Origin of the sequence: Lentzea sp. NBC_00516, from assembly GCF_036346835.1 — a bacterium.
Lineage (GTDB): Bacteria > Actinomycetota > Actinomycetes > Mycobacteriales > Pseudonocardiaceae > Lentzea > Lentzea sokolovensis.
The window spans coordinates 4510193-4529982 of the sequence record NZ_CP107840.1; the positions used below are offsets into that span (position 1 = coordinate 4510193).

20 protein-coding genes are annotated in these 19790 nt (G+C 67.6%); 6 read left to right on the top strand and 14 right to left on the bottom strand.

Features of this window, described 5'->3' with window-relative positions; genetic code table 11:
- Genes OG205_RS19535 through OG205_RS19545 form a run of 3 tightly spaced genes read left to right on the top strand, consistent with a single transcriptional unit; the run spans nucleotide 1 to nucleotide 1094 of the window.
- Nucleotides 1-252, top strand: coding sequence for a hypothetical protein (locus tag OG205_RS19535; protein WP_330277663.1), 252 nt, complete (start codon nucleotides 1-3; stop codon nucleotides 250-252).
- Nucleotides 245-511 (top strand): SH3-like domain-containing protein, encoded by a 267-nt coding sequence (locus OG205_RS19540; protein WP_330277664.1) that lies wholly within the window; start codon nucleotides 245-247, stop codon nucleotides 509-511. The genes OG205_RS19535 and OG205_RS19540 overlap by 8 nt, the downstream gene beginning before the upstream one ends.
- On the top strand, nucleotides 504-1094 hold the full coding sequence (locus OG205_RS19545) for a nitrile hydratase subunit alpha (protein ID WP_330277665.1): 591 nt from the start codon (nucleotides 504-506) through the stop codon (nucleotides 1092-1094). Before OG205_RS19540 ends, OG205_RS19545 begins: the two co-directional genes overlap by 8 nt.
- 43 nt (nucleotides 1095-1137) lie before the next feature.
- Here OG205_RS19545 and OG205_RS19550 read toward each other — a convergent pair whose 3' ends face one another.
- The 7 genes from OG205_RS19550 to OG205_RS19580 all read right to left on the bottom strand — a co-directional run bounded on the left by OG205_RS19550 (nucleotide 1138) and on the right by OG205_RS19580 (nucleotide 12239).
- Nucleotides 1138-1980 carry a hypothetical protein gene (locus OG205_RS19550; RefSeq protein WP_330277666.1) on the bottom strand — a complete coding sequence of 281 codons (843 nt, stop codon included), beginning with the start codon at nucleotides 1978-1980 and terminating at the stop codon, nucleotides 1138-1140.
- On the bottom strand, nucleotides 1980-5927 hold the full coding sequence (locus tag OG205_RS19555; RefSeq protein WP_330277667.1) for an AAA domain-containing protein: 3948 nt from the start codon (nucleotides 5925-5927) through the stop codon (nucleotides 1980-1982). Before OG205_RS19555 ends, OG205_RS19550 begins: the two co-directional genes overlap by 1 nt.
- Nucleotides 5928-6255: 328 nt before the next feature.
- Complete coding sequence (locus OG205_RS19560; RefSeq protein ID WP_330277668.1) at nucleotides 6256-7656, bottom strand: serine hydrolase; 1401 nt, start codon at nucleotides 7654-7656, stop codon at nucleotides 6256-6258.
- A 110-nt stretch (nucleotides 7657-7766) separates the two neighbouring features.
- Nucleotides 7767-8990, bottom strand: a complete 1224-nt coding sequence (locus OG205_RS19565; RefSeq protein WP_330277669.1) for an MFS transporter — start codon at nucleotides 8988-8990, stop codon at nucleotides 7767-7769.
- 56 nt (nucleotides 8991-9046) lie between these two features.
- Entirely contained in the window at nucleotides 9047-9508 is a 462-nt protein-coding gene (locus tag OG205_RS19570; RefSeq protein ID WP_330277670.1) for a DoxX family protein, read from the bottom strand.
- Between the two features lie 58 nt (nucleotides 9509-9566).
- Complete coding sequence (locus OG205_RS19575) at nucleotides 9567-11240, bottom strand: peroxidase family protein (protein WP_330277671.1); 1674 nt, start codon at nucleotides 11238-11240, stop codon at nucleotides 9567-9569.
- A gap of 120 nt (nucleotides 11241-11360) precedes the next feature.
- Entirely contained in the window at nucleotides 11361-12239 is an 879-nt protein-coding gene (locus OG205_RS19580; RefSeq protein WP_330277672.1) for a glycosyltransferase, read from the bottom strand.
- On the opposite strand from OG205_RS19580, the gene OG205_RS19585 reads away from it, so the two are divergent.
- Nucleotides 12238-12606, top strand: a complete 369-nt coding sequence (locus tag OG205_RS19585) for an STAS domain-containing protein (RefSeq protein WP_330277673.1) — start codon at nucleotides 12238-12240, stop codon at nucleotides 12604-12606. The genes OG205_RS19580 and OG205_RS19585 overlap by 2 nt on opposite strands.
- A 110-nt stretch (nucleotides 12607-12716) precedes the next feature.
- A complete protein-coding gene (locus OG205_RS19590; RefSeq protein WP_330277674.1) occupies nucleotides 12717-13073 on the top strand; it encodes an RNA-binding S4 domain-containing protein in 357 nt (118 codons plus the stop codon).
- On the opposite strand, the gene OG205_RS19595 is transcribed toward OG205_RS19590, so the two are convergent.
- From OG205_RS19595 to OG205_RS19620, 6 genes are all read right to left on the bottom strand, one after another.
- Nucleotides 13062-13895, bottom strand: coding sequence for a DUF4419 domain-containing protein (locus tag OG205_RS19595; RefSeq protein ID WP_330277675.1), 834 nt, complete (start codon nucleotides 13893-13895; stop codon nucleotides 13062-13064). The genes OG205_RS19590 and OG205_RS19595 overlap by 12 nt on opposite strands.
- 2 nt (nucleotides 13896-13897) lie before the next feature.
- Entirely contained in the window at nucleotides 13898-14212 is a 315-nt protein-coding gene (locus OG205_RS19600; RefSeq protein ID WP_330277676.1) for a DUF4419 domain-containing protein, read from the bottom strand.
- Nucleotides 14190-15086, bottom strand: a complete 897-nt coding sequence (locus tag OG205_RS19605; protein WP_330277677.1) for an NAD-dependent protein deacetylase — start codon at nucleotides 15084-15086, stop codon at nucleotides 14190-14192. The genes OG205_RS19600 and OG205_RS19605 overlap by 23 nt, the downstream gene beginning before the upstream one ends.
- A 1-nt stretch (nucleotide 15087) precedes the next feature.
- Entirely contained in the window at nucleotides 15088-16785 is a 1698-nt protein-coding gene (locus OG205_RS19610) for a cellulase family glycosylhydrolase (protein ID WP_330277678.1), read from the bottom strand.
- A gap of 160 nt (nucleotides 16786-16945) precedes the next feature.
- On the bottom strand, nucleotides 16946-17806 hold the full coding sequence (gene bla / locus OG205_RS19615) for a class A beta-lactamase (protein WP_330277679.1): 861 nt from the start codon (nucleotides 17804-17806) through the stop codon (nucleotides 16946-16948).
- Between the two features lie 84 nt (nucleotides 17807-17890).
- Complete coding sequence (locus OG205_RS19620) at nucleotides 17891-18721, bottom strand: phosphatase PAP2 family protein (RefSeq protein WP_330277680.1); 831 nt, start codon at nucleotides 18719-18721, stop codon at nucleotides 17891-17893.
- Between the two features lie 65 nt (nucleotides 18722-18786).
- Between OG205_RS19620 and OG205_RS19625 the strand changes: the two genes are divergently transcribed.
- Nucleotides 18787-19104, top strand: coding sequence for a hypothetical protein (locus OG205_RS19625; RefSeq protein ID WP_330277681.1), 318 nt, complete (start codon nucleotides 18787-18789; stop codon nucleotides 19102-19104).
- On the opposite strand, the gene OG205_RS19630 is transcribed toward OG205_RS19625, so the two are convergent.
- Nucleotides 19077-19745, bottom strand: a complete 669-nt coding sequence (locus OG205_RS19630) for a TetR/AcrR family transcriptional regulator (protein ID WP_330277682.1) — start codon at nucleotides 19743-19745, stop codon at nucleotides 19077-19079. The two genes, OG205_RS19625 and OG205_RS19630, sit on opposite strands and share 28 nt — an antisense overlap.
- Nucleotides 19746-19790 lie beyond the last annotated feature (45 nt).

Consider the following 19790-nt stretch of genomic DNA (forward strand, 5'->3'; position numbering starts at 1 on the left):
ATGCCGAGGATCAACGACGTCGGCGGGCAGGACGGGTTCGGGCCCGTGATCGAGGAGCTCGACGAGCCGCCCTTCCACGCGGACTGGGAAGCGCACGTGATGGCCATGAACCGGGCGCTGATCGGGCAGGGCGTCTACAACCTGGACCAGTTCCGGGACGCCGTCGAACGGACCATGTCGCACGAGTCGTCCTACTACGAGAACTGGTTCCGCGCGATCCAGACTCTACTGAAGGAGCGCGGCGTTGTCTGAGCGCTACCGGACCGGCGACCGCGTCCGCACGTCCACAGTGGACCCCGGTCACCACACCCGGCTGCCACACTACGCGCGCGGCCGCCTCGGCACGGTCGTCGGCGGCGACGGCGTCCATCCGCTGGCGGACCTCAGCGCGCGCGGAATCCAGCAGCCACAACAGGTGTACCTGGTGCGGTTCTCCGCACGCGAACTGTTCGGCCACGGCGACCACAACGTGACGCTGTCCCTCTGGGAGGACTACCTCAGCGATGAGTGACGACCACGACGACTCCCCGATCGCCGCGCGCGTGCGCGAGCTGGAAGCGATCCTCGAGGAGAAGGGGCTGCTGGACCCCAGGGAACTGGACCAGGTGCTGGAGGCGTTCGCGCACAAGGCCTCACCCGCCAACGGGTTCCGGGTCGTGGCACGGGCCTGGACCGACGACGGCTTCCGGGCGCGGCTGCTGGAGAACGCGAACGAGGCGTTGCCCGAGCTGGGCCTGTCGATGGGCGGCGGCCTGCAGGTGCAACGGCTGCACGTCGTCGAGAACACCGAGGACGTGCACAACGTCATCGTCTGCACGCTCTGCAGCTGCTACCCGCTCTCGCTGCTCGGACCGTCCCCCACCTGGTACAAGAGCACGGCGTACCGCTCGAAGGTGGTCAGCCACCCGCGCGAGGTGCTGGAGCAGTTCGGCCTGACGCTGCCCGAGACCACCAGGATCGAGGTCTGGGACGCGAACGCCGAGTCGCGGTACATGGTGCTGCCGCGCCGCCCCTCGGGCACGGAGGACCTCTCCGAGACCGAGCTGGCGGCACGGGTGACGCGCAACGGGCTGATCGGCACCGCGGCCGTGTGACCGCAAGTCAGGGGCCACTCCGCAAGGGAGTGGCCCCTGACGCTCATTTCTCCGCCGACATAGCTGTGTCGAGGTCGTTCAGGAGCGCCTGGACGGGCGGCCAACTCATCGACACGGTGTCCTCGTCAGGCGTGAATCCTGTTTCCAGCTGACGACGAGGATGGATGTAGTTCCGGAAGTCCCTCACCGGATCCATGAAGCTCTTGGCGTCCAACTGGATCAGGCCGCAGTCGTGTGCGGCGGTGATGAGCAGATCGAGCCCGGCCCGTTTGGCGGCGGTCTTCCTGCCGTCCCGGCCGACGAAGCCCTCCGCGGCGAACTCAGGATTGCGTTCGATGAGCACGCCGTAGAGGAGTCCCTCCACAAAGCTCCCGATGCCGAACAACGCCAGCAGGTGTGCGCCCACGGCTTCCGACTCCTGGCTCTGCCTGACCCGGTTGACGAGCAGCGTCACGAGTTGCTCGTCTGAGATCCAACGGCGCAGCCGTTGTTCCACGTCGTCGAGGTGCAACACCACCCTGCTGGGACCAGCCTGCCCGATCTCGGCCACGACCGGCCGCCCGGACACGTACCGGATCTCCAGCTGCTCAGGTTCGAGGACGCGGTTCAGCTCACACCGCATCACGTCCGCTGTGGACAGTCCGTCCTCGTACTCGATGGGATCACTGACCCGGCGCAGAAAACGTTCCACTTCATCGTGATCCCGGTCGCCGAGGCATTCCACGATCCAGGCCACGCGCGGGGAGCCGTCATAGTCAGGAGCGTCGCGCCAGCCGGACGAGCGGAGCAACGACTCCAACTCTCTGCCAGTTCGTTCGTACGGACCACCTTGGTCGACGGTGACCTTGGCGATCCGGTCAAGTGTCTTCTCGTCGAGTGGAAACATCAGGCTCCCTGCCCATCGATCAACTGCTGTGCACGGGTCAACGCCTCGCCGAGGAGTTGTTCCATCTTTCGGGACTTGCGTTCGAAGCCGAGTTCCTCGACTGCCTGAGCAACCCGGGTGTCACGATCGACCTGCAGGCGGTCGGTAAGCAGCCAGCAGCACAACTCGACCAGTTCCGTCTGGGTGTAGTGGACGATCTGCGGACGTTTGGGAGGCGGCAGGAATGCTGGGCGCGGGCCACGGCTCGGCGCCACGGCGACGGGAGGCATGCGAGAAGCCGGCGGGGAGCTGACCACGACCGCGCGGTCAGCATCGATCATCGCCTTCTCCCAGCTCTTCACGATCGAGTCCAGTTGCGTGCCGGAGTCCCGGAACCAGTCACTCGCCCACAGCCTGTGGAATCGCCAGCCAAGGCGTTCAAGGTGCTCCTGGCGCAACCGGTCACGATCACGCGCACTCGCCAATCGGTGGTAGGTATCTCCATCGGCCTCCACCGCAAGCACCATCCGCCCCGGCTGATCCCGATGTCCCAATGCGAAATCGATGCGATAGCCGGTGACACCCCACTGCGGCACAACTGGAACGCCGGCACCTGTCAGTGCGTCGTACACGCTGCGTTCGAAGCCGTTCAACTCGGCTTTGCCTTGTGCACCAACGAGGTTGATGTCACCGCCGTTCTCCGCCAACTCCAGGAACTGGCGCAGCAGACCTGACCCGGCGTAGGTACCACCCGGCGCGATGTCGTGCGGGGAGAAGGACGCCACGACCTGCATCCGTTTTCTGGAACGGGTCACAGCGACGTTGAGACGACGCTCACCGCCCTGGTGGTTAAGTGCTCCGAACGAGTTGAGTGACAGCTTCCCGTGCACACCCTTCGCCGCGCCGAGACTGAAGATGATCACGTCGCGCTCGTCGCCCTGGACGCTCTCGATGCTCTTCACGAACAGCCGTCGGCCTGTGCCCTGCATGCGGGCGGTGAACTCGGCGAGTTCCTCGTGTTCAGAGCTTGCCTTGCGCAGAGCGGCGTCGATGTGGTCGGCGTGTTTGCCTCCCATCGTGATCACGCCGAGCGTGTCCTCCGGATGTGCCCGGACGTGATCGAGCACCATCTCGACGACAGCGGCGATCTCCTCCGCGTTGGTGCCGTTCCTGCCTGGCCCGACCTGGCCCCCGACCTGACGCAGCGACATCGGGCTGACGGACTGACATCCGGGGAAGGTGACCAGCTTGCCGCCGTAAAACGCCTTGTTGGAGAACGCGATCAATCGTTCATCGAGACTGCGGTAGTGCCACTCGAGCATCCAGCTGTTGGGTACGAACGTGCTCAAACACGCCAGAATCGACTCGTAGTCACCCAGCTGCGCGACGTCGGCATCCTCCTCGTCGTCCTCGGCCTCGGTCCCGCTCATCGCGCTGCGGAAGAAGCCGCTGGGAGGAAGCTGTTTCTCGTCTCCGGCCACGACCAACTGGCTACCGCGCATGATCGAGGTCATCGCGTCGTGCGGCTCGACCTGGCTCGCCTCGTCGAACACAACGATGTCGAACAACCGCTCGGCGGGGAGAAGCCTGCTGACGACGATGGGCGACATCGCCCAGCACGGGCGCGCAGCGAGCAGGACGTCCGGAGCCTTGGCCACGAGCCGGCGCATGGACATGTTGCCACGCTTGCGCTTCGCCTCGGCACGCACCACATCGTTCTGCTCGGGATGTGCGTCACGTGCTGCCCTCAACCCTTCGGCCACGTTGCGGCGCACCCTTTGCGCATTGAGCATGAAGTGCTGAGCGTCGAGCTCGCGGAACTCTCCGACGACCTGCGCGTGCTGGCGACCGGAGAACCGGCCGAGGTGCTGGATGCGAATGCGGTGCTCGTCGAGGAGTGAGCTGTACCAGGAGAAGCGGAACGCCTCACGCGCCTGATCCGCGTCGGCATCGCGATCCGCGAGCTCACCGAGCAACCGGGCGAGTCCGAGAGCGATCAGGCGGTCACGAAGCTCGTTCAGCCGGGGAACCCCGAAAAGCTGCTCTCTTTCGACGTGCAACTGCTTGACAGCTGCCGTCACCTTCTCCTCGGTCCACGTGTCTGCTTCCGGCAGTTGTGCTCCCATCGCGACCGCCGCCAGTTGATCACGAGCATTCGCGATCTGTTCAACGATCTCGGCCAGGCCGACGACCTCCTGCGGCTGCCCTCCGGCAATCGCGAGAGCGCCCCAACTGTCGCGCTGAACAGCGGCGGCACACAACTCGGCGTGGAGCGTCTTCCTGTCGCAGCGGCCGGCTCTGCGCACGAAGGCCGCTTCCTTGCGCAGCCTCCAGCGCTGCAACCAGCCGAGCGGACGTGAGTGCTGGGCCCGGAACCTCCGGTCACCGGTCGCATAGCGGTAGTCGTCGAGGTTCGCGCCGAACACCTCGGGGTGGAACAAGGTCAAAGTCCGTTCGACCTCGCGAAGCAGCCCCAGCACGGACTGCCATCCTGGCAGGTCCACAGGTCGTTGAAACCCGACCTTGCCAACCAGGCGACGCATCTGTTCCTGTGCCTGCGGCCACGTCCGGGCGTGCAGGTCGTCGAGCTCGACCACGAGACGACGTACCTCGTCCTCGCTGCGGATCTCCGAATGCGACCAGGCCGACTCTCCGCGGTGGAACACGAGTCCACCGTTGTTGACGAACTCCATCAGCGCGTCCTCCACACCGCGCACGACGTCACCGTGCAGGTCGCGGAGCTCAGTCCCGTGAAAGCGCACCGGGTTGCCGCTACCGGAAGGCAGCTCGAGCAGACGCTGGTAGAGGCCGAACGTGTGCTGTTCCCAAGGTTCGAGGCTTTGGTGCATCGCGAGGCGGTGCCTGATCAGGTGATCCCGGCGGTCCCGCAGACGATCGTGCAGGCCGTTGTCTGCCGCTGGAGGCTCCTTGCTGGCCCTGTCCAGCGACTCGGCGACCTGCTGAGCGACCCGTTGCTTGTCCAGTCGCTGCTGGTGCAGGTCGAACACGAGATGACCGAGATCCATACCCTCCAGCCGGCCTGTCACCGCTTCGATGGCAGCCCGCTTCTCCGCGACGAAGAGCACCCGCTTCCCCACAGCCGCCGCACCAGCGATGATGTTGGCGATCGTCTGGCTCTTGCCGGTGCCCGGCGGTCCCTGGATGACCACGTGCTGGCCGGAAAGCACCGAGTTGATGGCTCGCTGTTGCGACGAATCCGCGTCCAGCACGAGGAACTCGTCTCGAGGAACGACCGCATCCGGCTCAGCAAGAGCTTCAGCTGCGGCAGCCTGCCGAAGCGCGTCTTTGGCCGGTTCCCATCCGGCCGCGGCGGCGATGACATCGTGCGAGGCGAGAAGTTCCGAAGCGTTCTTCAGCTCGTCGACCATCGGCATTTTGTCGAAGCTGAACGTCCCCGCGAATGTCCTGTCTTCCAGCTCAGCGATGCGCCCGTGCTCACCGACGAGTGCGCTCAGCTTCTCGAACACGGCAGTAGCACGGATGCTCGGATCTTCGACTCCGTTGACCAGGTCGTTGATCTCGTCGACGACTCGTTCCACATCGATGTCGATTCCGTGTTGACGGTTCAGCGCGTAGAGGAGCACCGGATTGATCTCAGGTTCGCCCAGCAGTTCGAGCGTGTAATCAGTCTCCGCAGCCGTCCGCGGCGTGATCACGATCTGCTGCAGCACAAGCGGCGAACGCAACGCCTTGACCGGCGCCGTTCCTTTGGTCTTCGTTGGTTGAAGGCAGAACAATCCCTGGGCCAGGCGGCCGACGTCGACGCCTTGTTCTTCCTGGAAGGTGAGCATCCTTCTACGCAGGTTGCGCGCTCGCGTACAAGCGACGGCATGCGCCTCCGGTTGTGGCACCAATGCGGTCAGGCGCGTCTTCTTCTTGTCCAGAAGTTGTCCCAAAGCCGCGCTGGGAGTCGCGGTCAGATCAAGTCCCCAGGTCTTGCTGTCCACGTGGTACAGCAGTCCATTTCTCGGGCCGAAATCGATTAGGGCGTCCGCCCAGGACTCAGCCTTCGCACGTACGAGTTCCATCCTCGCGCGTTCGGTGTGCGACAACGCGATCCCCGTCCTTCACCTGCTCAACATTCAGCGCGAGCGCCGAGCTTCCAGAGCAACTGGCCAGCCGCTCAGTCTGCCCAAAAGCATCAAGGAAAGGAATACAGTCAACGCACATATTCATTGACAAAAGATGGACACAAAGATCCGCGCAACACATCAGGGGCTTGACTCAGAGTGAGTCAAGCCCCTGATGTGATTTTCCAGAGAGCCGTGCGCTTTGTTAAAGATTTGCCATGATGGTGTCGATCGCCTTGCCGAGCTGCGCGTACTTCTGCGTGTACAGCACGGGGTACACGCCGGGCGGGTCGGCCGGGCGGTCGGCGTCCACGTAGTCGGTGCCCAAGTTGCAGAACACGACCACGATGTAGTTGCGGTTGTCCTTGCCGCGCAACGACTTCACGATGCCCGCGTCGGAACCGGTCGTGTCGACCCAGCCCGTCTTGTGCGCGAACGTCACCTCGGCGGCGTCGTTGCACGGGCGGACGTCACGGTCGTAGACCGCGTCGCCGACGGTCACGGTGCCGTCCGGCTTGATCCAGCGCGACGGCACCTGCTGCGGGATGCCCTGCGTCGGGTAGTCGCGGCCGCACCAGTTCGGCGTGGACAGCATCTCGTTGTGGCCCTGGCCCGCCAGCGTCTCCTGGAAGAACTTGCGCGAGGAGGACGAGAGTTCGTTGCGGGTGACCGGCTTGCCCTTGTCGGTCGTCCACAGCACGCCCGCGCCGCCGTTGACCAGCAGCAGGAGCTTCGCGGTGTCGAGGCCGCTCATGTTGGAGCCGATCCACTGGCCGCCGTTGCCGGGCAGCGTGCCGGTGACCATCAGGGTCGGCATGCCGAGGTCGACGAACGTCTGGTTGACCTCGCCCCACGCGTTGTGGTCGTGGATCAGCTTGATCAGTGAGCAGGTGGACTCGTTCTGCGACTTCGTGATCATCTCGTCGAAGTGCTGCCGGATCTTCTTCACCGACGGGCCGCCGCACGCCGGGCGCACCGGGTCCGGGGCGTAGACGTAGTCGGCGTCGAGATCGATCTTGCCCTGGTCGGCCAGGCGCAGGACGCCGAAGCCCACCATCAGCTTCAGCACCGACGCCGGGTACGGCGAGGAGAAGTCGATCGCCGCGTTCTCCCTGCCGGGCAGGACGTCGACGGTGCCCTTGCCGCCGTTGACGTCCCACTCGGTGTCGTCCCACCAGCGGTAGCGCACCTGGTCGGTGGACAGGCCCTTGTGCTTGACCGGCACGACCACGCCGTTCGGGTACTGCGGGCTGAGCAGCACGTTCGCCACGGACTTCGGGCGGCCGAGGACGTCGAGCTCGATGATCGCCGCGTCCATGTTCGGCGTCTGGTGCAACGGCTTGCCCGCCGCCGCTGCCGTCAGCGACCGGGCCTTGTCCATCAGCTCGGCGGGTGAGGCGTCGTACTTCTCCCGCTTGCCCGCCGACCGCGCGCCGGGCTCCGGCGGGGTCAGGTCGATGACGTCCTTGAAGTTCTGCGCGGCGATCGCCTCACGCAGCCGGTCGGCCAGCGGGCGGTGGTACTCGTCGGCCGACGCCGCCGGCGCGAGGGTCGCGGCGGAGAGCGCGAGAACCGTGCCCAGCACGGCAAAACGCTTGAGTTTCATTCAATTCCCCAGTTTGAAGTGGATCCAGCGCGGTCGAACTGTATCGAGTGCTGATGATCACCGCGCATCCGTTCACAAAGACGCCTCGGGCTCCTGTCACGTTGCACGGATCAGCGAACCGGCTCGGGCACGTTCTCCAGCGACCGCACGGACCGGGACGCGAGCATCCCCGCGGTCGCGAGCAGGTAGATCGCCGCGCACCCGAGCAGCGCCGCCGACGTCCCGAAGGCGTGCGACACCGGCCCGATCGCGAGCTGGGCCAGCGGAATCGCCACGAACGAGCCGAGCATGTCGTAGGAGTACACGCGTGCGAGCCGGTCAGCAGGGACGTGGTGCTGCAACGCCACCTCCCACGCCACCCCGAACTGCTCCAGGCCCAGCCCGGACGCGAACGACGTGAGAAGCAGCAGCCACGGTGCCGGGTGCACGACCATGGCCACCGGCAGCAGCGCGAACCCCGCCACGCACGCCACCCCGAGCAGCAGCGGGCGCCGTACCTTGATCCGCATCACGACGAACGCGCCGGCGACCATGCCCGCGGTCTGCGCGGCCAGGATCAGGCCCCACATCTCCCGTCCGAACGTCGTGTCCGCCAGCACCGGGCCGAGGACCATCACGCCGCCGACGAGGGCCGCGTTGACGAACGTGAAGGCCACGACCACGACCCAGACCCATTGCCGTGACACGAACTCCGTCCAGCCGACCTTCAACTCGGCCAGCACGGACGGCTTGTGCTCGGCGGCGACATGCGCGGCGGGCACGCGCACGAACGCGAAGAACACGCCTGCCAGCGCGAACGAGAGCGCGTCCACGGCGAGGCCCCAGCCGGGACCGGTGAAGGCGATCAGCAGTCCGCCCAGTGCCGCGCCGCCGATGCGCGCCGAGTTCAACCCCAGGCGCAGCAACGCGTTCGCCTGCAGCCGCAGGTCGGCGGGCACGGTCTGCGGCACCAGCGCGGCGGAGGCGGGCAGGGAGAAGGCACTCGACATCCCGTTGACCGCCGACAGCACCACGAACCAGGTCACCGACGCCGTCCCGGTCAGCACGAGCACGGCGATCAGGGCCTGGCTGGCGAAGCTGACCGCGCACGACCCGGCGAGCACGAGGTGGCGCGGCAGCCGGTCCGCGACCACCCCTCCCCACAGCAGGAACACCACGTTGGTCAGCGACCGCGCGGCGACGACGATGCCCAGCGACGTGATCGACGAGGTGAGGTCGAGAACGGCGAACGCCAGCGCGATCGGCGCCATGGCGTTGCCCGCGATGGTCGTGAAGCGGCCCGCGAGAAGCCAGCGGAAAGCCGGATGCGCCAGTGGCGCGAGTGATGCCCCCATCAGGAAAACCTATAACGGCGGGAGCCGCCCGACCCCGAGGATCGAGCGGCTCCCGGTCATCGCACCCTCGGGTGCGATGAGGCGATGACCACCGCGGCGGCGACGGTCACCAGGTTCTTCAGGATGTACTGGGCTTCGAACGACGCCTGCAGCGGACCGGCCCACATCTCGCCGGGGAACAACACCAGCGGTGTCGACACCAGCACGACGTGACCGGCGAGCAGGACCGCGCACAATCGCGGTGCGCGGAAGCTCAGCAGAACCAGTGCGATCCCGATCTCGGTGATCGCGGCACTCACTCGGGCGAAATCCCCGTGGACGATCCCGAACGTCAGCACGGAGACCGTGCGTTCGACGAGATCCTGGGCAGGGCTGCCACCGGGAAAGAGCTTCAGCACGCCGAACCAGAGGTACACGACCCCCAGTCCAATGCGCAGCAGAGGAATTCCCGACTCTCGCGCAAAACGAGTCAGGCGTTCTTCCGCGCTTTCACGGCGTGTGGTTTCCGGACTCGACATGATCTCCCTCTCCTGTCTGACTGCCACCACCCAGCCAGACAGGACGAGCGGGGAAAGATCAGCTGATCGGATCTCCCAGCGGGTTCAGCAGGTCGGCCTTGCCCTCGAACGCGAACAGCAGCAGGTCGACCATCCGGAACGTGCTGGAGTCCGGGCCGAGGGTCGGCCGCCAGTACGGCGAGCGCACGATCGAGATCCGGCTGCCCTCCATCGCGCGGTGGAAGACCTCCGCGGTGATCCGGCCGCCGACCGGGCCCATCAGCCCGTTGCCGACCTCGGCCTCGCGCAGGACGTAGAACCACAACGGGGTGGCCTCGACGAGCTGCGCCTTCTGGTCCTCGGACAAGCCGTCGAGGACCGCGCCGCCGTTGCCCACCAGGATCTGTTCGGCGGTGAGCGGCTCGGCCTCGAACAGCTCGGCGATCTGCTGACCGGTGGCGAGCTCCATCATCGAGGCCCTGGTCAGGTTCCGGAACGCGAGGTTGCGCTCGATCTCCCGGAACTGCGTGCCGCGGCCGCCGAACGTGCCGGACGGCAGCTGCGTCAGCGGGTCGACGAGCAGCGTGTCGATCCGCTTGGTGACGTTGCCGCCGTCGAACTCCGCCGGTGCGGCCAGGTCGTCGCGATCGGCCTCGGTGAAGTCGTAGAGCCTGCGGAAGTCCGCGATCCAGTTGCTGGGCAACGTGAAGAGGTCACCCCTGGTCACGTCGTCCAGGTCGGCCGGAAGGGCCGACGACGGGTCGAAGTTGCCGCTCACCCCGGTGAAGGTGAAGAGCTGGAACAACGACGCCGGCACCTGCAGCGGGCCACCGGTGCGGAACACGCGGTTCCACTCGTACCCGCCGCGGACCTGGCTGTGCCCGAAGCGGTACGAGGCGACCGAGAACTCGATCGGCATGGTCGGCGAGTCGTGCCGGCTGCGACCGGGCACCTCGAAGAACCTGCGGCCGTTCGTGAAGACGTCGTCCACGATCGCCGGATCGATGATCCGCGGCAGGAGGTCGGTCTTCAGCATCCACTGGTAGTGCCGCACCACGAGTTCCTTGGCGGCGCGGAACAGCCGCTCGCCCGTGAGGCCGGTGAGCGCGAGCTCGTCGACCACGCGGTTGTGGAAGCGCAGGAACGCGAGGTGCGTCTGCGCCACCACGAGGTTCTCGTCGTTGCGGGCGTCCGGGATCAGCGGCAGCCGCCGATCCGCCGCCGTGCCGCCCGTCCCACCGCGACGCGGCAGGTCGAAGCCCTCGAACGGGACGTTGGTGCCCTCGTCCGGGAACGGCACCGGCGTCGTGGTGCCGACCTTGAACTTGACGCCGTCCTGGGCGTAGAAGACCTGGTCGTCCTTGTCGCGCGGACCGCGGCCGTAGACCGAGTCGAGGTCCAGCGCCGGCGAGCGGCCCTGCATCAGCTCGTCGAGGTTGACGTCCTGCCCGAGCTGCGACTCGGTGCGGTCCATGGTCAGGTCGTGGTCGACGAACTGGCCGAGGTAGGTGAACCCCGCCGGCACGGCCGGATCGGCCGAATCCGGTTGTGGCACGGTCGCGGTGATCGCGGTCGCGAGGGCGACCCGCGTCTCCTCGTCCGTTCGCGGCCCTTTCGGCCCCAGTCGCGAGAACCGGAACCTGCGCAACTCCTCCGCCGTGGAGGGCTGACGCGTGGTGGCCTCACCTTTGCCGTCGAATTCCAGCACACCTTCGCCCACGACGAAGAAACTGTCGCGCACGTGCCTCTTCATGTTTCCCCCTGTTTTTCCCTCTGTCAGGCGACCTGTTCTCCCCAACAAGCACCTGCCCCACCACCAGTCTCCAGACGGTCTAAATTACCGTCGAAGCTTTTGGTCAAAACCAAAATGTGGTCACACAGCGGATACGAGGTGGTCCGGAATATTCGTGAATTCCTCAAGATCAGCGATCTGCGAGGCCAGGTTCCCAGCGACGTCGTGATAAGTCCTCGTGTTCAGGACGTGCTGGATTCGATCAGCGAGGACTGCCGCGGTCAGTCCTTTCACCTCTACCTGGACGCCCGCGCCGAGTTCTTGAATTCGTGCGGCGTTGCGAGGCTGGTCGGCGAACAACGGCACCACGACCATCGGCACGCCCGCGGTGAGCGCCTCCCGCACGTCGCTGTAGCCCGCGTGCGTGACGGACACCTTCGCGGTGCCGGGGAACTTGCCGAGCGCCTCCACCACGACGTGCGACAACTGCGAGCCGGACGGCAGGTGGGCGCCGAACGACGCGACGACCCCGCGGTCCTGTTCGATCGGCACGCGGAAGTGGTGCTGGGCCGGATGCCAGAACGCCGGGGTCAGGCCCGCGGTGAAGACCGGTTCGGTCGCCCCGACCCCGAACTTCGCGCGGACCTTGTCCATGAGCTCGTCGAGGAGCGGGATCTCCAGCGGCGCGAACGGGGCCGTGTCGACCAGCGCGTGCGGGATGCCGAGCACCTCGGCGGCGATCTGGCCGCCGTACTCGCTGGTCTCGCGCAGGATGACGTCGGGGCGCCAGGTGCGGGCGAAGTCGAGGACGTTCGCGGCCGTCGCGACCACCAGCTCCGCCGACCAGAACGGCGCTTTCAGCACACCGTCGCGTTCGGGGAGCCACGACGACGGAGGACTCAGGTCGTACGGCGCCGTCACGACCACCGCGTCGTGCCCCCGCTCCCGGAACGCCCTCGCGAGCGGCACCACTGGTTCCAGGTGGGAGCGACTGGGCAACGAGGTCAGCAGAACGCGCATGCGAAACAGTTTCGCGGCGGCCACCACCGGGTACAGCTGCGAAATGCTCGAAGTCACGGTGACCGAGTCGTCGCCTGCCTCCACCCTCGTCGCGGTCTCCGGCGAACTCGCCGGTCCAGGCTCGAAGCGGCTGCTCGCGAAGCTCGACCGCCTCCTCGACCAGGGCCACCGCTACGTGGTGCTGGACCTGACAGCCGTCACGTTCTGCGACTCCAGCGGTATCAGCGCGCTGGTGCGTGGCCACGCCCGCGCCTCGGCCGCGGCGGGTGGGTTGAAGCTCTCCGCCGCGTCCGACCAGGTGACGAAGGTGCTCGAGATGTCAGGGCTCGCGCGGATGCTCGGCCTTCAGTCCACAGTGGACATTTAGTTCCGGGTAGATCCAGGAGCAGACAGGGGTGGCGGAGCTGTCGGTGACGCGGCGAGGGTCAGAGCGACCGCCAGAAGCCCCATGATCTCCGAGAGTGCCATGATGGCGGGGTGGAGTCCACGCGCATCGACCGCTGGCTGTGGGCGGTCCGGCTGACGAAGACCCGCCCTGACGCCGCCCAGGCGTGCAAGGGCGGCCACGTGCGCATCAACGACAAACCCGCGAAGGCCTCGGCGACCGTCGTTCCCGGAGACACGGTCCGCGCCCGCGTCAACGACAAGACGTGGACCGTCATCGTCGTGCGCGTGATCCAGAAACGGGTCGGCGCGGCGGACGCGGCCACGTGCTTCCTCGACCGCACTCCCCCGCCACCGGTCGAGGCCCCGATCGCGCGGCGCGACCGGGGTGCCGGGCGTCCGACGAAGCGGGAGCGGCGCGTGCTGGACCAGTTCAGGTCACAGAACTAGGTCGGCGAGCCTCCCGACCTCGAGATGCGCGATGTCACCGTCCGCGTCCATGGCTGCGTCCAGCAGGTGAGCGAGCGAGGTGCCGAGCAACGGCACCTCCGCCGGGTCGTCGCCGTCGCGCAACACCGCCCACTGCGGTTCGACGGCGTTCCACACCTGGACCTCGCCGACGTACCGCCCGTCCGCGAGCGCGAACCAGCAGCAGATCGAGTGCGGGCCGAGGTCCCGGTAGACCATGTCCGCGTAGGGGAGCAGTCGCCAGGAGCCGTCGAACAGCGACGCCGACGCGATCCGGTTGTGCAGGGCGAGCATCTCGGCGCCGCCGGACAGACCGCGAGGAGCCGTCTCGGGCGGCGTCGTCTCGTGTTCCGCGATCAGCCGGTCGATCACCGTCTCGATGTCCGGAGGCGCGTCGAGGAGCGCCCAGCCCGCGACTGGCCGGAGCGCGCCGTCCGGATCCTGCGCGACGCCGGTCAGACCAGCGTCGAGCGCCACGACGCGGTTGATGCCGAGGTCTTTGACGTTGATGATCGCGCGGCACAGCGTGGCGGGCACGGTGTCCGTGCGGATGCCTGGGCCTCGTTCGCCGCGTGGTTCGCCGAGGCGCAGGTCCAGCATGGGGTTCGGCGCACCATTCGTGCCTTCCAGCGCGAGATACGGGTAGAACCGCGAGATCCACCCGGTGACCACCTCGCCGCCGTACGCGTCGGCCGGGTTGTAGATGCGCTTCCAGAAATCGGTCCGCGCATCGCCCGACGCGGCCCGCACGAACTCGTCCATGATCGGCGCGAGCGACCGCACCCACTGGCCGAGCCCGAGCACGCTCAGGTCGTCGACACGGGCGCGGATCTCCTGCCCTTGTGGCTGACCAGCAGCGGCCGCAGTTCTTCCGCGTGCAGCTTGATGTGCTGGGCGATTCCGCGTGCGATCGTCAGCCACACCGCGTACGGGGTGAGGACGAGCGGCCGGTGCTCCGCGAAGGCCTTCGCCACCGCGCTCAGCAGCGGGTGCACACCGTCCGGTTCGAGCACCGCCTGGTCGCCGCCGACGACGAGCGCGTCCGGGAACTGAGCGGCGAACGGACGGGTGGGCAGCGCTTCGGTCACCGGCGTGACGTCATCGACCGGGAAGGTCACCATTTCCGGACTCTAGAACGACTTCAGCCAGCTCCGTCAGCGATTTTCCGAGCGGCAGGTCGACCCGCAGCGAGGCGTGCGGATCGCCGCGCGTCTCACCCCGGTTGATGATCACGACCGGGATTCCGGCGGTGGCCGCGCGGCGCACGAACCTGAGGCCGGACATGACCGTCAGCGAGGAGCCGAGGACCAGCAGGGACCGTGCGCTGTCCACGAGCGAGTAGCACTGCTCGACGCGCGGGCGCGGCACGTTCTCGCCGAAGAACACGACGTCCGGCTTGAGCACGCCGCCACACTCCGCGCACGGCACGACCACGAAGTCCTTCACGGTCTCCTCGGGCAGGAAGACGTCGCCGTCCGGGTTGACCTCGTCCGTCGTCGCGTGGAAGTCCGGGTTCGCCTCGCGCAGGCGGCGGTCGAGGTCGATGCGCGGTGAGAGCAGCCCGCAGTCCAGGCAGATCACGCGGTCCAAGCCGCCGTGCAGTTCCACGACGTCCGATGAACCGGCGGCCTGGTGCAGGCCGTCGACGTTCTGGGTGATGACGCCGGAGAGCTTGGCCGACAGCCTGGTGACGGCGTGGTGGCCCGCGTTCGGGTGCGCGCGGGCGATGGTGCGCCAGCCGACGTGGCTGCGTGCCCAGTAGCGCTGCCGGCCCGCCTGGCTGGTGGTGAACTCGTCGTAGGTCATCGGGGTGTGCTTGCGCAGGGACCCGCCCTCGCCGCGGTAGTCGGGGATTCCGGACTCCGTGGAGAGGCCCGCACCGCTGAGCACCAGCACCCCACCCTCAGCGACGATCGGCACGACGTCGGTGAGGGTGGAGGCGCGCGGCAGTGACGGGCCCGGGTTCGACCAGCTCAGAGTGGGCCTAGTTCGCACTTCACCAGCTTACGTACCACTGTCGAATCTCGGCCTCCGCCGCGGCGACGTTGCCGCCCGACGAGGCTGTGACCAGCGCGAACTGCCGCCCTTGGCCACCCTGGAGCAGCAGTTTGTCGCCGTTGACGGCCGACGGCACCGAGCTGATCACCAGCGGCGAGCGCAGCGACTCCGGCAGGTGGAGTTCGGTCGGCGCGCTGCCCCCGTTCGAGTCCCAGACGATCACGGCGAACGGGGCCGAGCCGACCAGCGTGCGGACGTTGGGGAGCGGGATCTGCTGCCAGGTCTGGTAGGCGCGGTCCTCGTAGGCGAACGCGAGCGTGGTGCCCGCGACGGCCTGCGGGTAGACGCGGTCGACGATGGCCCGGTCGACGTTCAGCACCGCGTTGCCGGCGGCGTCGAGCTTGACCGCCGAGAAGTGCTCGTCGTTCATGGCGTCGCCGTCGGTCTTGACCTTGCCCGGGTTGTCGTTCATCAACTCGTTGTGGCGGCCGTAGTTGGTGTCCCAGTGCCACTGGCTGCCCGAGATCACGCTCCCCCGCGGCGCCGACCACCAGCGCGCACCCGATGCCGTCGAGTCGAGGCCCTGGTAGATCGCCTTGAGCACGGACGGCGTCTTGTCGGAGGTGTAGCCCGAGACGGGGTGGCCGAACTCGGAGACGATCGCGGTGGTGCCGAGTGCCGCGGCGCGCTGGCGGATCGTGCCGAACGCCTGGGTGTACTCGCCGTCGGCCGCCTTGCCCGGCATCAGGACTCCCGACTGCGCCTTGCCGTCGTAGAAGTGCGCGTTGAACACGAACCGTTCGCCGAGGCCGGGAACAAGGGTGAGGCCACCGGGTTCGGCGAAGAAGTCCACGTTCTGGTTCCAGAACACCAGCGGTTCCACGAACGCGGGCTTGGCCGCCCAGCCCGCCTCGTCCATCTCGGCGCGGAAGCGGTGGTAGAACGGCATCAGGAGGTCGCGCTCCCACGTCTGCGAGGTCTGGCCGGCGTCGTACTTGCCGGCATAGGGCTCGTTCAGCGGGTCGACGCCGACGACGAGCTTGAACTCGTTGGCGGGCAAGGCTTCCCCGACGTGCTTGAGCGCCTCGCCGGCCGCGTTCACGAACGAGTCCTGCACGCCGCCGCGGTTGTGCCAGAAGTCGTAGGTCGCGGCGGTGACCGCGTTGTTGTTCTTCATGTTCTGGCCCCAGTGGAAGCAGAGTCCGCACGACTCCTTGGGGTAACCGCTCGCCGCCCAGGCCGGCGCGCCGTCGCCGGTGTACCAGCTGTCCTTGTTGAACAGGTGACGCGAGTACAGGTCCTGGTGGAAGTCGAGGTAGACGCGGATGCCGAGGGCGGTGAACTGGCGCAGTTGGTTCGTGACGCCGTCGAGGTAGGCGTGGTCGATCTGGCCGCGCTGCGGTTCGATCCACGCCCACGTGAGCAGGAACCGCACGGCGTTCGCGCCGGTCAGCTGCTTCATCGCTTGTGCCGACTTGCGCGCGTCCGCGGTGTTCGCGAACGGAAGCCCGCGGTACTCGGCGAGTTTCGCCGTGCCGGAGACGTTGAAGCCGCGCAACACCACCTCACGGCCGTGTTCGTCGCGGAAGACCCCACCGGACACGCGCAGCTCGGAGCCGTCGAACGACTCCGCGCGCACCGGTGTGACCACCAGGGAGAAGAGGAAAAGGACCACCAGCAGAACTGCTCGCCGCATCGCCGCCGCCTTTGGGAACGTGAACGAGATTCGCGTTGAACCGTAGCCGGTCGTTCCGCGTTCGACCAGCGATTCGACGATCCGCGTCGTCCACAAGATCAGAACGGTCTGGAACAGCCCGCGGGCTGTTCCAGGCCGTTCACCAGGCTCTGGGTGCCGGTCAGCTGAACTGCGCGGCCACCAGTTCGGCGGTCTTGGCCAGCAGCGGTTCGTCGGCCCCGCCCTTCGGCGTGTCCTTCTTCGTCGACAGCACGGCGATCACGATCGGCGCACGGCCGGGCGGGAACGCGATGCCGACGTCGTTGGTGGTGCTGTACTCGCCGGTGCCGGTCTTGTCGCCCCAGCCCCACGCCGCCGGAAGGCCCGCGCGGACGCGGTTGCCGCCGGTAGTGTTGGCCAGCAACCACTTCACGAGCTGGTCGGAGTCGTTCGAGTTGAGGGCGTGGCCCAGTGTCAAGCGCGCGTAGCTCTGACCGATGGCGCGCGGCGACGTCGTGTCGGTGACGCGGCCCGGTTCCGCCGAGTTCAGCTCCGGCTCCCAGCGGTCGAGGCGCGTGACCGGGTCACCGATCGAGCGGCTGAAACGGCTGATGGCCGTGGGGCCGCCCAGTTCCTTGAGCAGCAGGTTCGCCGCGCAGTTGTCGCTGTAGGTGATGGTCGCCTCGCACAGGGCCGAGATCTTCATGCCGTTCGCGAGGTTCTCCGGCTTGCCGGTGATCGGCCCGTAGCCGGACTTGTCCACATCGGACTTCGTGTAGCGGATCACCTTGTTCAGCAACGATCCGTCGCGGTCCTTGCGCAAGATCGCCGCCGCCGCGATGGTCTTGAAGGTCGAACACATCGGGAAGAGCTCGTCCGCCCGGTGCAGCACCGTGCGACCGGAGCCGGTGTCCGTCGCGAACACGCCGAGGCGCGCGTTGTGCTGCTTCTCGAGCTCACGCAGCTTGCCGGTGACCGTCGAGGCCTGTGCTGTGGCGGGCACGGCCACGGCCAGCGCCGCTCCGGCGCCCAATGCCAGCACGGCACGTCGGTTAACGCTCAACGTCCTGTCCCCTTCTTCGGAAACCTCTCCACAGGACAGGACGCGCGAGAGATCAACTGGTTGTCACGCGATTCGGCGCCAGCACGCGAGGTACGTGAGCGCGGCGATCAGCGACCCGGCCGAGGCGAACGAGCCGGCACCGAGGTAGATGACCCACTCGTCGGCGTTCAGACCCTCCTGGGCCAGCGGAAACACCCACAGGATCGCGCCCAGCGCGAGGGTGGCTGTGGCGACCAAAGACCAGAACACCACCAGCACGACCCGGCCGACGCGCCGCGGTCCGGTGTAGGGCTCCAGGGATCCCTTGCGCTGCAACCACCACGCCGCCAGCGCCGCGATGGCGAGCGCGATGCCGTCGGCGGCGAGCGTGTCACTGAGGCGGTGCCACTTCGCGGTCAGCGTGTACTGCCCGATCGCGGTAGCCCACGGCAGCAAGAAGAACAGCATGACGCCGCGCCACTTCCACGGCACCACGATGATCGCCGCGAACAGCACGGTCATCGCGATCGTCGTGTGTCCACTCGGGAGACTGTTGTGCGCGTAGTCGCCGGTGACCTCGACCAGCGCCGGGCGCGGCAGGAGGAACCGCTTGAGCGCCTGCACGACGACCTGCCCCGCGACGATCACGCCCACCGCCGCGATCGTGAGGTCCCAGCGCTTTCTGAGCACACCGACGAGGGCGACCGCCACGACCGCCGCGGCCAGCGAGTAGATCGTGATCTGCCCGAGCGCGTTCCAGGCGGCGTCCGATTCGGACACGTTGTCCTGGTCGGCGCCGCGCAGGGCCGCGTTCTCGATGGTCTGGCCGGCCTTCGTCAGCACCGCGAGCACGTACACGATCGCCGCGAAGACGAACCCCGCCGCCGCGACCACGGGCCACCGTCGATAGTTCACGCGGGGAAGTCTGCCGCCGTTCGGCCCAGCGCGCTTCCTGAAGATCAACCGGCATGCTGTCCGGCATGGACGATCACGACGAGGCTCGATCCCGGTTCCTGCGCGGTATGTGGGCGATCGTCGACGAGCACGGCCCGCCGAACGGCCAGACCCACCAGGTCGGCGAGGCCGCACAGGAGCGGCTGCTGGCGCTGGGAGCGGCGCCCGAGGACCTGCGGGCGTTCGCCCGCATGGTCGCCTTCGAATCGCTGTTCGCCGCCCTGCACTTCCTCGACGACCCCGGCCCCGGTGATCCCGGCTGGGCCCTGGTCGAGACGTCCGGCGGCGAGCCGACCGGGCGGCTGGTGCAGGGCCTCTACGAGGACCTGGGCCCCGACCGCTGACCGATCCGGTCCAGCACGGCGGTGATCGCGAGGTCCACCGTGTACTCGAACTCGACTCCGCGGTCGAACTCCGCGAGGTGCGGCGCCGTCGCGACCACCGAGGTCAGCCCGGCGGCTTCCAGCACTTCCCGGCGCGCCCCGTCGTCGCCACCGAACGTCGGTGCCGCCGACACCTCGCGCAGCAACGTGCCGATCAACGTGGCGAGCAGCATCCGCAGCAGGTGCACGGATTCCTGGGCCGAGGCACCCGCGGCCAGCAGGACGGCGAGCACCGCGTCGACGGGCGCGAGGCCCTCCAGCGACGACAGCTGACGGGTCAGCACGAGCGGCGCGGCGCCGGGGTGGGCCAGGGCGCGCGAGCGGAACGCGTCGGCGATGGCGTGCAGGTCGCGGCGCGCGTCGCCGGTGGGCTCCGGCAGGACCAGGCCGCCCAGCAGGTGTTCGGCGACGGCGTCGAGCAGGCCGTCCTTGCCGTCGACGTGGTTGTAGAGGCTCTTCGCGTCGACCCCGAGCGCACGCGCGACGGAGCGCATGCCCACGGCCGCGACGCCTTCCACGTCGATGACCTGCAGCGTCGCCGCGACGATCGACTCGCGGGACAGCAGCGGCGTGCGCGGACGCCCTCGGCGCGGTTCAGTCACCCGGCCATTGTGCCTTGCGGATATCCACGCCGTGGGTTTAACCTC